This window comes from Dyadobacter linearis, from assembly GCF_907165045.1.
Classification (GTDB): Bacteria; Bacteroidota; Bacteroidia; order Cytophagales; family Spirosomataceae; genus Dyadobacter; species Dyadobacter linearis.
Map to the genome: position 1 here is coordinate 271354 of NZ_CAJRAU010000002.1, position 15777 is coordinate 287130.

The window sequence follows — 15777 nt, forward strand, 5'->3', positions numbered from 1 at the left end:
TAGCAAAAACAACCTGTCACTATTTTCTTCTTCAAAATGAATCCTACACGTCGTAAGTTCCTCAAAAATGTGACTGCTGCCTCGGCACTCGTAGCGAGTCAGTCTGTGGCCAAGCCATTTAATATTATCAAAGACCTCAAAAAAATCAGTCCGAACGACAAAATACGTTTTGCGACGATCGGAATGGGTATTCAGGGTCACAGCGACACGAAGGCCGCTTTGCGCAGCGGGACAGGAGCCGAGTTCGTAGCGGCAGCTGACCTGTACGACGGCAGGCTCACCCGGGTCAAGGAACTCTACGGAAAAGATATTTTCACAACCCGCGATCATCGGGAGATACTGGAAAGAAAGGATATCGACGCAGTTTTGGTAGTAACCTCCGACCATTGGCACGACCATATTACCAAAGCATCACTCGCTGCCGGAAAGCACGTTTACTGTGAAAAGCCGATGGTACACCATATTAATGAAGGTCTTTCGGTGATCGATGCGTGGAAAAAATCGGGTAAAACGATGCAGGTAGGCAGTCAGCGGATCAGCTCCTCCGCATTCAAAGAGGCGAAACGGCTGTTTCAAGCCGGTGAGATTGGCGAAATCAATTATGTGGAATCAAACAACGACCGGTTCAACTCGATAGGAGCCTGGAACTACTCCATCCCGACAGACGCTTCCGTGAATTCAGTCGACTGGGATACTTTTCTCGGAGACGCACCCAAGGTACCTTTTGATGCCAAACGCTTCTTCCGGTGGCGCAACTACCGCGATTATGGTACCGGTGTCGCGGGTGATTTGTTTGTCCATTTGATTACGGGAGTACATTTTGTAACTGCTTCAAATGGACCTGAGCGGATTTTTTCTTCGGGAGAATTGAGTTATTGGAAAGATGGTCGGGACGTGCCGGATGTACTGGTTTCCATTCTTGACTACCCTAAAACCGATATTCATGCCAACTTCCAGATGGTACTGCGTGTGAACTTCGCAAATGCCGGCGCGATCGCCAACAATACCCGCATTATCGGAACAGAAGGTCAGATCGAATTTACAGAAGATAACCTTATTTTGACCAAAAAGAAACTGCCGAAAGCACCAGGATTTGGCGGGTACGATAGCTATAATACATTTTCTGAGAGTGAGCAAAAGGAATTCAAGAAGCAGTATGATGCACAATATCCAGCCGAGATGCGCAAAGCGGATCCTGTAAAAGAAGTACGTTTTGACGCTCCAAAGGACGAAGATGAGCATGCAGACCATTTCAGGGATTTCTTTGATAATATCAAAAAAGGCAGTGTTGCGACCATTGAAGATCCAATCTTTGCATTCCGCGCGGCTGCGCCGGTTCTGGCTTGTAATGAGAGTTATTTCAGCAAAAAGGTGATCAAATGGGATCCGGTTGCGATGAAAATTAAGAAAAAGTAACTACAACTATTATTTCCTAAATCCATGAAAGTTTCAGGTTTATTTTTTCTTTTGATTGTGATTACCAATTCATTAACTGCTCAGACCAGCAAAGTTTATGATCAGCTTACACTGCCGTCTAAGCTTTTGAAGTCTGATAGAAAATTTGCGATTTACCTCCCGCCGGACTATGCGACTTCGGAACGTAGCTACCCTGTACTATATCTGCTTCACGGGGCGGGCGACGATCAGACTGGCTGGGTACAGTTTGGTATGGTACAACATATTGCAGATAAAGCGATTGCTGACGGAACTGCGGCCCCGATGATCATCGTAATGCCAGACGCAAATACAGGCAGAAGGGGTTATTTTAATGATGTAAAAGGAGACTGGCCTTATGAAGATTTCTTTTTCAAAGAGCTTATTCCCTTTATTGAGAAGAAGTATCGGGTAAAAACAGAAAAAGAATTCCGCGCTGTTGCCGGTTTATCGATGGGCGGCGGAGGTACATTTATGTATGCATTGCACCATCCCGAGCTGTTTGCGGCGGCCTGTCCGCTGAGCGCGTCGACCGGCCCGATCACGTTGGAAGATGCAAAAAAGAACCTTGTGCGTAACAATCCGAATATCGCGGACTCAACTGTCGCCCGCTATTACGAAAGGCACAGTGCACTGGCGTTGATCAACAACATTCCCGACGACCAGAAAAAGGCGGTGAAATGGTATATTGACTGTGGAGACGATGATTTTTTGTATGAAGGTAACGCGCTGGTCCACATTGCACTGCGTAAAAAAGAGGTTCCTCATGAATTTCGTGTGAGAGAAGGTGCGCATAACTGGAAATACTGGCGGGAATCGCTGCCTGCTGTTCTTGACTTCGTTTCGCAATCCTTTCACCGGTAACTATGCTGCAAGACGTTTTACCCGGAATCAAACAGTTTGATCTGACCGGAAAAGTCGCTATTGTGACCGGCGGCTCAAAAGGGCTTGGCTTTGCGATGGCAGCGGGCCTTGCTTCCGCCGGCGCAGATATCGTGCTGGTAAGCAGAGATGCATTGGAAGGGGAGCGGGCTGCTGCTGAACTTTGCATTGCATTCAAAACGAGGGTGTTATCTTACTCGGCGGACATTACCCGGGAGTTGGACGCGGCCGCAATGGCGGAATTTACATTCAGCAGCCTGGGCACAATCGACATATTAATCAATAGCGCCGGTATCAACATCCGCGGCGCGATCGACGAACTTAGCCTGACGGATTTCAACAAAGTAATGGAGGTAAATGTAAATGGAACGTGGATTTCGTCACGTGCAGTCACGCCCTACATGAAAGAGCAAAAAAGCGGAAGGATTATCAATGTGGCCAGTACGCTCGGTTTGGTTGGCCTGGCAAACCGTACGCCTTACACAGCCAGCAAGGGAGCAGTAGTGCAGATGACGCGCGCGCTTGCCCTTGAACTTGCACCATTTGGAATTCGCGTGAATGCAATATGTCCGGGTCCTTTCCTTACAGAAATGAACATTCCTATTGCCGAAAGCGAGGATGCAAAGAACATTATTCTTGGTGCAACAGCACTTCAACGCTGGGGTAATTTAAAGGAAATTCAAGGCGCCGCGATCTTCCTGGCGAGTGAGGCTGCCAGTTATATGGTAGGTTCAATTTTACCGGTCGATGGCGGCTGGACTGCGCGGTAAAACGTACTTTTAATGTCGATTTAGTTTACAGTTATTGCTAATAGTAACTGCTAGCGTATATAGGTAACGATTTAAAAGAAGTGTTGCATTGCTGGTTGTTATTCGTGCTATTCAAAACATTAGTTTGAGCAATTCGCTTCAACTATTTTTCACTGCAATCCGATCAATAATTGAAGCAATGCCTTTGGTTAGTTTTGCCAAATGGTATGCCTGATTCGGGATATTATCGTGCTGTTTTTCACGATTAATATCTCAATCTATGTTCAAAAATGTACATGTATGCAGGCATGCAAAATGTGAGATGCTACGATCAGGCAGGAGGGCAAGTTACCTGTTGCTGATCCTGCTTACGCATTTCTCTGCTAATCTCGCCTTTGCCCAGGACCAAACAGAAGATCCGCCTTCTTATCCAAAGGCTAATTACGATCCGCTCCAACCTCCGCCGGATAACAAGTTTGGCGTGCTGTACAATTGGCAAACGCGCGGGGTACAGGTTCCTACATTGTATCATGACATTCAGACCGTTTGGCTAACTGCTTACCTGCCTTATATCGAAAATGAGTACGACCCGAGCCAGCCTGCGGTTCCTTTTGGCGGCTACTATACAACGGCTTATGCGCTCAGCTCGCCACGAAGTCCGAATATTGGCTTATTTGCACCTATTGAAATTACGGCAGTCGCGGAACCCGGAGACCTGGCGATTTCTCAGGAATTTCCATTCTCCTCAGTACTCCCGGCTGGTGTGCCTACCGTTTCATATAATGGGTCTTTTGACAAGCTCCATCACTTGAATGAGCAGGAGGACCCAAGTTCGATTTATCCGATATTGTCTAAACATGGAGTTACCGCTCTCTACGCCGCCCAAAGCTTCACGCGATTTACACAGCATTTTTTCGGTCACTCAGGAATTGATAAAGAAGGGTTGATACCCATTAAGATTATATTGAGGAAGTCGGATCCAACCGTCCCCTTTGGTGCCCATGAACAATATTTTACAGTTCAAAATTCGGACGGATTGCCAATTACATGCCGGTCCAGCATAGCGTCCCTAATAGGTTACTGGGTCGCAGGGTTTGATAGCCCTGACCCATTGCCATACGGGAAGGAAGTGTTTGCAATCCAAACTGGTTTTAGTGATATAATGAGCCTTTCTTTTAGTAATTGGGAAGATCCAACCGCCAAGTTTACCAATCCCAAATGGACGCAGTGGCCTGAACTTGGTGTTTTACCCCTAAATAAATATGGATTACCATTTGACGATCCCAAGGCGACCGGTTATCCCAGTACTTACAAAGGTGAGTTATGGAATGACGAACCAAGTGAAGTTTCCCGGAACTCTTCCGTCATTAATTACTGGTTTTATCTGCTCAATACACAAAAGTCAGGTCATATTGATGACGACGATGAGAAAGGCTTTTTTCTCACCGAACCATTGATACCGAATGACAAGCACGCTACTTATGAACTGGCATTGAAGATTTTGTACGATGCCGTTGTCGGCAAAATCAACCCGAACACAACTTTCCAAGATTTTCGTGAACTGACCTTGCAAGCTGCAGTTAAGAACAATCACCCAGTAGGTTCAGATGTTTATAAACGCATCATGACAGCCTGGTATGCAGTGAATGTAGGACCAGCGCCGTATACAAGCAATCCAAATTGTGCTGTGACTGCACAGGCGGAGTCGTGGTTCAATGGAGAGCTCAGCTTTGCAGCTATGGAAACATCACTTACACCCGATCCTCAGAGTGCAAAATCATTGCAGTTGAAAGATTGCATGTCACCCGGCACCATAGAAACGCTTGAATATGATGAACAGGATGTGACAACACCCATTGTGTTCATGAATAAAAATCCTTTGGAAAGTAAAATTTATGGTAAAACTTTGGACCCGCTGAAATCAAAGGCAGCAGTAAGTATTCACAAATTCACTATCGAGGCCAGGAATTGGTTCAGAGATAAGTTTGGGCACAATGGGGTGGATGGGAATGGGAAGGTGTACATTTTTAACATTTTGGCAGATCCGGAGTTTCCAGAAACGGATTTGGCAGCATTGGGCAATTTTGCAAACTTCTATTACAATTATAATAAGAAATCCGCCTGTCGGGATGAGGTGAGTCGTACTTACTCGCTTGCCGTTAGTCTTTTCAAAAACTTTCCGGCTCCAACCTTCAGTAACTTCAATGAGGATAACAGGATTTGGAAGGCTGGAATTGCCAACATATTCGCTTTGGCGATCAAAAGGGATTACGAACGAGCACTTCAAAATGCCAATGCAGATAATATTTGGACACTGTATGAGGAAACAGCCGATCCGGCGCTGATCATGAATTTTACCAACCCAAAGTTATCGGGACAGCCGGCTAAGTTATTTGGGGAAAACTGGAAGCCGGGGAAGATCAAAAATAACAGCGGATTTCTCAATCTGTTTTACTATCTGCTGGTGCACGGAACTGAGGACGAAAATGGGCAGGACGTAGGGTATACCAACAATGAACCGGGCAGCAAGACTTACTTTGTAAATCCCGTGAAAGAAGACCTCGTTTTGAAGGTAATCTTCGAAGCTTCCAGATCAATCGACATCTATGCTTCTTCAGAACAATTCCGTCAGGCAACAATGACTACACTCCACGACCTGGATCCTATACATTACCACGCTAAATCCAAGGAGCACATTGCCTTTTACGATGCATGGGCAGCGGTGCTGGGTTTGCCCGAATACGCTTCGACATTGGCGCATTCTCCAGAAGACGGAACGAGTGTCTACCCCTGGCCAGTCAAGGTTGGGGTTGAAGTCGAATATCCTCTGAATGAAAGCTACCGGTTGTTTGAGGTTAGCAAAAGCAGCACTTTTAATGAAAACGAGTTTCCAGTCCATCGCTTTGTCAGCAATGCGTCGCCAGACCACCAGACCAGTATGAGTTATGGCGAAGTAAATCTTGAAGCAGAACAAACTTATTATGTTCGTTCCCACCTTGCGAATGGCCCGGAATCTCGTCAGCACTGCTCCACCACGGATGATCCTGCCTTTTGTGAGTCGCTGCTCAACAAAAAGAAGTGGACACTTACTTACGAACTTCATACAGAATCTGTATTAGCGCCTGTGAGTATGAGCCCGCTGAATAACAAATTGGTAGCAGCGTGGGCTACTCCATTTAACTGGGGCAGCGTTCCTGGCGCGCGCGGCTATGATATACATGTAATAGACCATACCGGAACCGTTTCGGAGCAAGATGTTGCCATAGATATTGCCTTCGACGAAGACAATTCCAGCAATCCTGCTCATACCGAGCTGGCTTTATCTAAGGATACACCGTATAGTTATGCCATTGCTGCGCGTCAGCGGCTGGGTTCCGAGAACGCTGTGCATGTGTTGCCGCAAGGTTCGATCATATTGCTAAGCGAAGAGGAAAAGGAGGCGTTTCCAAATGTCTATGGCCATTGGACAGAGACACGCAATTTCAAGACAGACATTCCAAAGATCAAGCTACATTCACCTGCTGATGGTACGCACGTGCCTCTATTTGGTGAGGAAATTATGGTACGTGCCAAAAAGGAGTTTCTTCAGCGCGCCGACTACTATCAATACAGTTTCCGTGAGCCCTTGTATGAGGACAAGGCGTTAGAAATTGATTCGAGCTTTGCACATTACCCCATTGGAATCCAGGGGCTGATAGGTCTGGAAGACAAAAAGTCATATGAGTGGACATTTATCCAGCGCAAAAAAGCCACACCTCCTTTCATTTTGCAAGAAGAGGAGGGAGCCTCACCTGGCTGGTTTAGCTTTATCGTAGACAAGGATCTGGCTCCCAAGCCTGAGGTTGAACATATTGATTGTGTAAAGGCAGATAGTCAGCTAGCATTGCATTGGAAGGAAGTGCCAGGTGCCCAGAGTTATAGGGTGAAGGTGACCAATGCAGCGACCCAAGGAGTAGTTGCGAATTTTCAAACAGGGTTTACTGGGGCCAACATAAATGGCGCCTCGGAGTTTCCTAACAAATATGTATTTACAGTGGAGGCTGGTGTCATGGGTGGTAATGGTGAGTGGATTTTTGGTCCCCAATTCGTTGGCGATTATGCTGTTTTGCCACCATCTCCATTCAACTTAAGTCCGAACAACGTAGATGGCGTGAAGCTCGGACCGAATAACTCGGTCGTATTGAGCTGGGAGCTACCAGCCGGGGTTACTACGGTTCAACTAATGGCCAAAGTTGATGGTGCGCCTTCGAAGCTAGTAGACCAGCCGGTTACAGGCACAAGCTTTACATTGAACAACCTCGATTTCAACAGTCCGATTTTCTGGACTGTCACCCCGTTGGCAGAGAATTCATGTATGGCTGAAAAAATAACTGGATTCTTTAATACTGAAAAAGAGCCGATGGAATTTGATCTTGGCTTTGAGCTGAGGGTTGACAATAATGATCCACATATCACCGGTGGATTTTATCATTATCTGATTACCGTGCAGAGGCCTGATGGACAAACTGGATTTTCCGGCATTGGGACAGTCGATGCAGATACCTGGTTACAAGTTGGTTTCGTCCCGGGCGAGGGCCAACTGATCAATGGTAACGAGCTGAATGGACAATTACTGGATCAAGCTGGGGACTATGTCATCGAGCTGGAAATCTTGGATATGGCGCAATGTGATGGCTGTGCAGATCCGAAAGCCCACCCTGCCATCACTGTTTCAGGCGTAGAGTATAAACGTAAAATAGGAGAGGACGATTGGTCATTCAGTCGGGAGTTCCATCCCGAACCATCCAACCCCGTCTTCCCAAGCCGGACTATCGGTGCCAAAAAGATTATTAAGTTCCACTACGAATTCCCAAACTAAAAAGCTATGAACAAGACCTCTTTATTGAAATTTTATATTTTGACAACTGTATTTACTTGCGGAAAAGTATTAGCACAACAACCGGCGGAAGAGGTTGGAGCCAAACATGAAAGCAAGATTTTCTTCTATCCTGACCAGCAGGAAGCTACTCTACTTTTTAGGTCAGAACTTGTATTCTTTCCAAATCCGGCCAGTAACGACGTCGCAATTACTGTGAAAGGCGTAGCTGAAAGAGTATTGGGAGAAGGATTTGAAATGAAGATTTATAACCAGGCGGGCTTGTTGATGAATAAACGAAACTGGTCAGCCGGGCAAAAGTTGAATGTTTCGCAATTCACCAGCGGAACTTATGTCATTGTTATCACAAGAGAAAATCAAATATATTCCCAAAAGTTGGTTGTCAAAAAATAGTAGTAAGAACGGTAATCATAACAAACGAGCTGCCGGATTTCCGGCAGCTCGTTTGTTATGTCTAAAATAAATCATGCCATAACCCAACATCACTTCACCTGCGCCTCAGGCGAGCGTTTTTCACCGGCAATTTTCAGCAACTCACCCATGCTCGCTTCCAGCTGTGCAACCCTGCCGAGCGTTTTTTTTAGTTCTTCATTCTCCGCTTTAAGATCCTTCACAGATTCGATCAGATGCGGGATCAGGCCGATGTAATTTACTGCTTTGTAACCTTCTGCATTCGTACTGACCAGTTCCGGGAAGATCGCTTCGATTTCCTGAGCAATGACACCGGTCTGGATATTCTCACTCAGTTTCTTGTTCGTCCAGCGGTAATGGTATCCGGTTACTTTGGAAATCTTGTCCAGGCTATTTGTAAGCTGGCTGAAATCCTTTTTGAGCCGGCGGTCCGAAACCTGGTCGAGGGCGCCGACCAGCGTTGCGCCTCCGCCTGCATTTACATAGAACCGCCAATCTTGCCCCAGGTAAAAACCCACTTCGCTGTTATTTCTCATACCGACAAATGCATTGGGGTTATGTTCCGAATCATCGAAGAAAATCCCTGCTGTTTCAGCACCGTGCCTGACGCGGGGGCGCCCGCCTATATCGAGGATAAATTGTGGTATCAATACGCCATTTCCCACACCAATATTGCCGCTCCTTAGTACAGTCAATGCATTTGATAAATCCGCTGGCCCTCCTCCGTTGCCGATCTGAAAAATTCTGTCAGCATCGCGTGCGTCGGCACTAGTAGCTCCGACGGGATTATCCTGCAAATTGTTATACGCCCCGAAAGTCGCTGAGCCAAAAGCTTTTGCAAAAGTGTTTTGGCCCGAACTGAAAGAACCATCACCGGAAGCCTGGGTGCTATTTCCAGTGGCAATGGAGCCCACTGCGTGAGCTATATTCTGAATCCCGATCGTGGCCGATCCGTTGCCTTTTGAATTATTGTGACTGCCGACAGAAAATGCCGACTCTCCGTTGGCCTGGTTCTGTAATCCACCCACCATCGAGTTGGTTGCATTTGCTGCGCTGCCATTTCCGGCTGCAAAAGAAGCTTCTCCACCCGCTAAACTCCATGCGCCAACCGCAAATGCATATTGGCCCGAAGCCTGCGTATTGTATCCAAAAGCCGTCGTGTATTCACCAATGTTAACATTGTTCCAGGCATTGCCAGTGATTAGTCCCGCGCGGAAAGCGGCCTTTTTAGGATACCAGATCAGTCTGGTGCCCGGTAGCTGATCTGGAAGCGGCGGCCCGAATTGAAAATCGCCGCTTTGGACGATGGCATCGTAATCCTTCCATCCGTCTGCCTGTTTTGCATGAATAGCGTAAGGTACACTCAGCAATTGTGTCGACCCGAGGCTGACATAGTTCTCGCCTCCTGTTATATCAATCTCAATGTTTATCTGGTAGGAGCCCGATTGCCAGTTGATGGTGAAGAAATTTCCACTTATCAGTTCCCCCGATCCAACCTGCAAAGTGAAAATACCGTGCGCATTTGTCTGTACACTATGCTTTTCACGGAAAACGTAAGGGTTCAAAAGCGGATGAATGCCCAGCCTTACAGAGACATTTTGATTAGCGACGACCTTTCCGGCCGCATCTCTGGCTACTCCCTGAAAATTAAAATAGTTGCGCGGAAGTTGTGCATGACATGTAAATGCGAGGCAAATGCACAGCAGCGCCAATGTGAAATAGGTTTTTCTCATAGTACCTTAAAAATTAGTGTGAACTGAAAGCGTTCCGGCATGTCCGGTCGCGAAAGGTCAATAGCGCTCAATGTAGGGGCGCTCCGCGATAAGAAGAGAATGCAATTACTCAGAGTCCACGCTGAGTGAAGCAACGGTGACGGCGCCGGGAGAAGGCGCGGATACGAAATAGGATTACGGCATTATAAACCTGCAATTATCTAAACTGTACCCGGTATACGTCAAGTAACCTATGGTTAATTTCCAAGAAATCATAGTCAGATAGCTGGAATCCTTGTTTATGTGAATAATTTCATATCTTTTTGTACCCGCAGTTACGTTCTTGGATAATACGAAGAACCGATAGTTTGAAATGAGTATCCCTTTCTTTTTGCATTTACCCACCTCAAAAATTTCTTGACCAATAATCCTGACAACGATTTCGTTCTTGGGAAATAAACAGTATGTAACTTTTTGTTGAATTAATTGTGTATAAAAGACACAGACAAAGGAGGTGAATGACGGAGCAGTGTGACAGCAGAATTTAATGTTTTACCTATTTTTTTTACTATCTACCAAATTTTACTTAATCTATGAGAATTTCTAAAAGAAGGGACCGGAACCTGACACGGTACTTTTATTCTCTTGTCCTGACCTTTCTGGTCAGCGTAGGCGCATTCGCACAGGATGTGGCACTCAAGGGAAAAGTTAATGATGAACAGGGGCAGGGCCTGCCCGGTGTGAGTGTGGTTGTGAAGGGGACTACGGTCGGTACAGTGACTGACCTGGAAGGAAATTATACGGTAAATGTACCGGGATCTGCGACACTGGTTTTTTCTTTTATCGGTTATATCACCCAGGAAATTCCGCTGGGAAACAGGGCGAGCCTGGATGTTAAAATGCTTGCAGATACCAAAGCACTCGACGAAGTAGTTGTTGTAGGTTATGGTACTGCGAAAAAAGCAACCCTAACAGGTTCAGTTACAGCAGTAAAAGGAGCTGAGCTTCAAAAAGCACCAGCAGCCAACCTTTCCAATACACTGGGCGGTCGCTTACCGGGTGTTTCTACTGTGCAGGCGAGTGGCGAGCCGGGTTATGACGGGTCTGCAATTCGTATCCGCGGTACCAACTCCCTGGGTAACAGCAATGCATTGATCGTTGTGGATGGAGTACCTAACCGTAGTGGTGGTCTCGACCGTTTGAATCCTGCCGATATCGAAAGTATCTCTGTTTTGAAAGATGCGGCGGCCGCGATTTACGGTTCACGCGCTGGTAACGGGGTTATTTTGATCACAACGAAAAGAGGAAAAACGGGCAAACCACAGCTGGCTTACGATTTGAATATGGGTATCGCACAACCAACGCGCCTGCCTGAAATGTCAAATGCAGCTGAATATGCGACGATCCGTAACGAGTTGCAGATCTATGATAACCTGCCTGTGGGACAGTGGGGCGGTGCTTTGCAGGGATTTAATACAAACGGGGCTTACACACGTACCGACAACGGAAATGTGCTGAGCGCGGTGTACACTCCTGCTGATCTTCAAGCTTTTAGAAACGGAAGCGATCCTTTGATCCACCCGAATACAGACTGGTATAGCGAGGTGATCCGGAAATGGTCACCGCAGCAGCGCCACAACCTGCAATTGACTGGTGGTAGCGAGAATATAAAGTACCTGGCTTCCCTTGGTTATATCAATCAGGAGGGTAACTATGTGAACTCTGCGACCGGTTACAAGCAATATGATATGCGTATCAATCTTGATACCAAAATCAATAAATATGTTAGTGCGAATCTGGGTGTTGCATTGCGTGAAGAATTCCGTCACTTCCCGAATGGTGGTGGTGCAGGCGATATCTTCCGGATGTTGATGCGCGGAAAGCCTACTGAAATCGCAATCTGGCCAGACGGTCGCCCGGGACGTGATATTGAAAATGGTCAGAACCCTGCGATCATTACAACCAATGCAACTGGTTATAATAACGACAAGAGAGACTATATTCAGACAAACGGTACGATCGAGGCGCTTATTCCAGGTGTGGAAGGTTTGAAAGTAACAGCGATGGCCGCTTTGGACAAGCAGCTGCGCCGCCAGAAATCTTTCCAAAAACCATGGACGCTTTACAACTGGGATAAAACGACTTACGAGGCTGATGGTGTTACGCCGGTTCTGGTAGGATCAGTTCGTTCTACATTCAGTGATCCAAGGTTGACCGAGAATGCTTCTCAGGAGCTTTCGATCCAGCTGACAGGTCAGGTTTCGTACGAAAAGACCATTAACAATCACAACTTCAATATAATGGCTGGTATCCAGCGTGAGACTGTTGATGCGGATGGATTTTTTGCTTTCCGTCGCTACTTCATTTCACCTGTGGTTGACCAGTTGTTCGCCGGTGGTGCAGCTGAGCAGAATATCGACAATTTTGATCTGTTTAAGCGTGCACGTTTGAGCTACTTCGGTCGCGCGGGTTACAATTACAAGGAGAAGTATCTTGCTGAATTCCTTTGGCGCGTCGATGGTTCTTATGTATTCCCGAAAGAAGGTCGTTTCGGATTTTTCCCGGGCGTATCTGCGGGTTGGAGGATTTCAGAAGAGGATTTCTGGAAGAACAATATCCGTTTCATGAACAACGTGAAAATCCGCGGATCGTGGGGACAAATGGGTGCTGAGCCTTATTTGATCGGTACAGAAACACTTGCTGAATACCAGTACCTGTCTACAATGGGCTTCGGATCGTACATTATCAACGATCAGGTTGCTAAAACGCTGCTTGAAACGCGTGTTGCGAACCAGAACTTTACCTGGGAGGTTGCCAACAACTCCAACTTCGGTATCGAGGGTACGTTGTTCCGTGACCGCGTTGCTTTTGAATTCGATTACTTTGTGAACAACCGTTCCAACATCCTGATCCCGAAAGCAGGTTCAACGCCATCTTCGGCAGGTATCGACGGAAAACTTCCTCCTCAAAACCTGGGTAAGCTGCAAAACAAAGGATGGGAATTCAAAGTGAGCTACGACGGAAATGCGGGTGACTTTACCTATTCTGTTGGTGTAAATGGAGGTTATGCTAAAAATAAGATCAAATACTGGGATGAAACACCCGGCGCGCCGACTTATCAGCAAACTACTGGAAGACCATACACTGCATTTCTTGCATACCAATATGATGGTGTGTTCCGCGACCAGGCTGAAATTGATGCCAACCCATTGGATTACTCAGGTATCACAGGTTCTATTCGTCCCGGTGACATGAAATTCCAGGATGTGAACGGAGATAAAAGGATCACTGCTGACGATAAAGTTCGCTCTGATAAAACAAACCGTCCACAGTTTACAGGTGGTATGAATATGAATTTTGGTTACAAAGCGTTCGATTTATCGCTATTGTTCCAGGGAACATTGGGCGGGCTTCAATACATTGGTCAGACAGAATCGGGTGATATTGGTAACTACCTGAAATATGCCTACGACAACCGCTGGACAATTGATAATCCAAGCTCAACTGAGCCGCGTCTTGCCAACAGGAACAATACCTATTATACCAACTTCGACAATGCCGGTGCCAATACGTATTTCCTGAGAAGCAACAATTATTTGCGTCTGAAAAACATCGAGCTTGGCTACAACCTTCCTTCCGAAGTGGGCAGCAAGCTTGGTTTGGGTAACCTGAGAGTTTATGTTAACGGATTGAATTTGTTCACCATTGATAAAATTAAGATCTGGGATCCTGAGGCGACTTCTTCAAACGGTCAGTATTACCCTCAATCCCGCATTCTGAATGCTGGTGTACGTGTAACTTTTTAAGAAACAATCATGAAATTGAGTTATAAAAATTGGATATTTCTAGCAGCACTTGCCACAACCGGGCTCGTGTCCTGCGATACTGAATTCCTGGATGTGACCCCACCGACCGAGATTCCGAGTGAGGAAGTTTGGAAGGAAGGGCCGCTTGCGGAAGGATTTGTTACTGGTATTTACCAGGGGCTGCAACAGGGAGGATTTAGTGAGCAAATGCTCGCATCCCTGACCGACGAAGCCGTTTTTACCCACACCGGTAGAAACATTAATACAGTGAACGAAGGAAGTTTGAGTCCGTCCAATTTGGGTTGGGTTGACGATACTTATGGCTGGGGACCTATGTACACGCGGATCCGCGCTACCAACTTGGCTATTCAAAACCTGCAAACTGCGACTTTCACAGATGAAACGCTGAAAGCGCGCCTGATGGGGGAATCGTACTTCCTGAGAGCCTATTACTACCAGCAATTGCTGCGTTACTACGGAGCTGTCCCTATTATCACAAGGGTTTACAACCTGAATGAGGACTACTCAGTGGCACGGAATACCTACGATGAATGCATTAAGTTCGTGGTGACCAACCTGGATAGCGCCGCAATGTTGCTGAAAGGAAAAGTGGAGGTAAAAGGCCGCGCTACTGAAACTGCTGCTCTGGCATTGAAATCACGCGTATTGCTTTATGCAGCGAGTGATCTGCACGATATCACTACTGCCAAGACAAAATCTGCGGTGATATCTTCCTATCCGAATCCTGAATTTTTGGGATACGTAAGCGGCGATCGCAAAGCACGCTGGCAAGCAGCACAAACGGCTGCAAAAGTGGCATTGGATGCAAGCACAGGCGGATACAAGTTGAATCTGACCGCGCCTGTAACTCCCGAGCAAGGCAAACAGAACTACGTGTCCATTTCAATGGGTGGTGGTAGTCTGGATAAAAGTGTGGACGGATCTGCTGCGAGCGAGATCATTTTCGGGCGCTATTTTGTAGCCAGTTTGAATGAAGCTGCGCGTCAGATGGGATTGAACAACGGACCAAACGGATACCATAACTGGGCTGGCAATACGCCGATTGGCTTGCTGGTAGACGATTACCAAATGATGGACGGAACCCCGTTCTCATGGACCAACCCGACGCACAAGGCAAGTCCTTATACAAACCGTGACCCACGTCTTTACGCGACTGTGCTTTACGACGGAGCGCCCTGGAAACCACGGCCATCCGATGCAAATGATCCTGCCAACCAGATCCAGACAGGTTCCTACGACCTGCTCGACGACAAAGGCACATTGTTCAACCGCAAAGGTCTGGACACGCGCAGCAGTTCTATTGAAGACTGGAATGGTAGCCGCACAGGTTACTATATGCGCAAATTCGTTGATCCTAACCCTGCGTTGTACGATAATACCGACAGACAGAATATTCCGTGGCCGTTCCTCCGCGTAACCGAGGTTGTGTTCAACTACATCGAGGCGAGCATTGAACTGGGACAGGAAGCGGAGGCTTTGACCTGGCTGAACCGGATTCGTTTCCGCGCTGGTATGCCTGCTATTAAAGCCACAGGAACTGCATTGAGAGACGCTTACCGTCATGAAAGACGCGTTGAAATGGCTTACGAAGAGCAACGTTACCACGATGCAAGACGCTGGATGATCGCACAGGCTACATTGGGCCGCCCACTTCAATACATTACGGTATTGGGTAAATTCAAAGCGGGACAGTCGATGAAAGAGCCTTACCGCTACAACCCGACCGTGTACAATTATACTTACACGCCGGTGGAAGAGAAGTCTCACGAAAACAGGACCTGGCTTGACAAAATGTATTTCCGCCCATTCAGTAGGGATGAAATCAACAGAAACGCCAAGTTGATACAGAATCCAGGTTACGACAAGTAATAGTGTTTTGGATTAAA

8 protein-coding genes are annotated in these 15777 nt (G+C 46.8%); 7 read left to right on the forward strand and 1 reads right to left on the reverse strand.

Annotated features, from left to right (window positions below):
• Nucleotides 1-36: 36 nt before the first annotated feature.
• From KOD92_RS07280 to KOD92_RS07300, 5 genes are all read left to right on the forward strand, one after another.
• The gene (locus tag KOD92_RS07280; RefSeq protein ID WP_215232894.1) at nucleotides 37-1416 is read left to right on the forward strand and encodes a Gfo/Idh/MocA family protein; all 1380 of its coding nucleotides are present in this window, start codon (nucleotides 37-39) and stop codon (nucleotides 1414-1416) included.
• A 24-nt stretch (nucleotides 1417-1440) separates the two neighbouring features.
• Nucleotides 1441-2298, forward strand: a complete 858-nt coding sequence (locus KOD92_RS07285; protein WP_215232895.1) for an alpha/beta hydrolase — start codon at nucleotides 1441-1443, stop codon at nucleotides 2296-2298.
• 2 nt (nucleotides 2299-2300) lie between these two features.
• Complete coding sequence (locus KOD92_RS07290; RefSeq protein ID WP_215232896.1) at nucleotides 2301-3086, forward strand: SDR family NAD(P)-dependent oxidoreductase; 786 nt, start codon at nucleotides 2301-2303, stop codon at nucleotides 3084-3086.
• A gap of 301 nt (nucleotides 3087-3387) precedes the next feature.
• Nucleotides 3388-7923 (forward strand): M4 family metallopeptidase, encoded by a 4536-nt coding sequence (locus KOD92_RS07295; protein WP_215232897.1) that lies wholly within the window; start codon nucleotides 3388-3390, stop codon nucleotides 7921-7923.
• 24 nt (nucleotides 7924-7947) lie between these two features.
• Nucleotides 7948-8334, forward strand: coding sequence for a T9SS type A sorting domain-containing protein (locus KOD92_RS07300; protein WP_215232898.1), 387 nt, complete (start codon nucleotides 7948-7950; stop codon nucleotides 8332-8334).
• An 89-nt stretch (nucleotides 8335-8423) separates the two neighbouring features.
• On the opposite strand, the gene KOD92_RS07305 is transcribed toward KOD92_RS07300, so the two are convergent.
• Entirely contained in the window at nucleotides 8424-10085 is a 1662-nt protein-coding gene (locus KOD92_RS07305) for a tail fiber domain-containing protein (protein ID WP_215232899.1), read from the reverse strand.
• Between the two features lie 572 nt (nucleotides 10086-10657).
• On the opposite strand from KOD92_RS07305, the gene KOD92_RS07310 reads away from it, so the two are divergent.
• Entirely contained in the window at nucleotides 10658-13870 is a 3213-nt protein-coding gene (locus KOD92_RS07310) for a SusC/RagA family TonB-linked outer membrane protein (RefSeq protein WP_215232900.1), read from the forward strand.
• A 9-nt stretch (nucleotides 13871-13879) separates the two neighbouring features.
• Nucleotides 13880-15760 (forward strand): RagB/SusD family nutrient uptake outer membrane protein, encoded by a 1881-nt coding sequence (locus KOD92_RS07315; protein WP_215232901.1) that lies wholly within the window; start codon nucleotides 13880-13882, stop codon nucleotides 15758-15760.
• The last annotated feature ends 17 nt before the right edge of the window (nucleotides 15761-15777 follow it).

What these genes read in the sequence shown, in the direction of transcription:
- KOD92_RS07285 (WP_215232895.1), top strand. Translation starts at nt 1,441, where the DNA reads ATGAAAGTTTCAGGTTTATTTTTTCTTTTGATTGTGATTACCAATTCA.
- KOD92_RS07305 (WP_215232899.1), bottom strand. Translation starts at nt 10,085, where the DNA reads ATGAGAAAAACCTATTTCACATTGGCGCTGCTGTGCATTTGCCTCGCA.
- KOD92_RS07280 (WP_215232894.1), top strand. Translation starts at nt 37, where the DNA reads ATGAATCCTACACGTCGTAAGTTCCTCAAAAATGTGACTGCTGCCTCG.
- KOD92_RS07290 (WP_215232896.1), top strand. Translation starts at nt 2,301, where the DNA reads ATGCTGCAAGACGTTTTACCCGGAATCAAACAGTTTGATCTGACCGGA.
- KOD92_RS07295 (WP_215232897.1), top strand. Translation starts at nt 3,388, where the DNA reads ATGCTACGATCAGGCAGGAGGGCAAGTTACCTGTTGCTGATCCTGCTT.
- KOD92_RS07315 (WP_215232901.1), top strand. Translation starts at nt 13,880, where the DNA reads ATGAAATTGAGTTATAAAAATTGGATATTTCTAGCAGCACTTGCCACA.
- KOD92_RS07310 (WP_215232900.1), top strand. Translation starts at nt 10,658, where the DNA reads ATGAGAATTTCTAAAAGAAGGGACCGGAACCTGACACGGTACTTTTAT.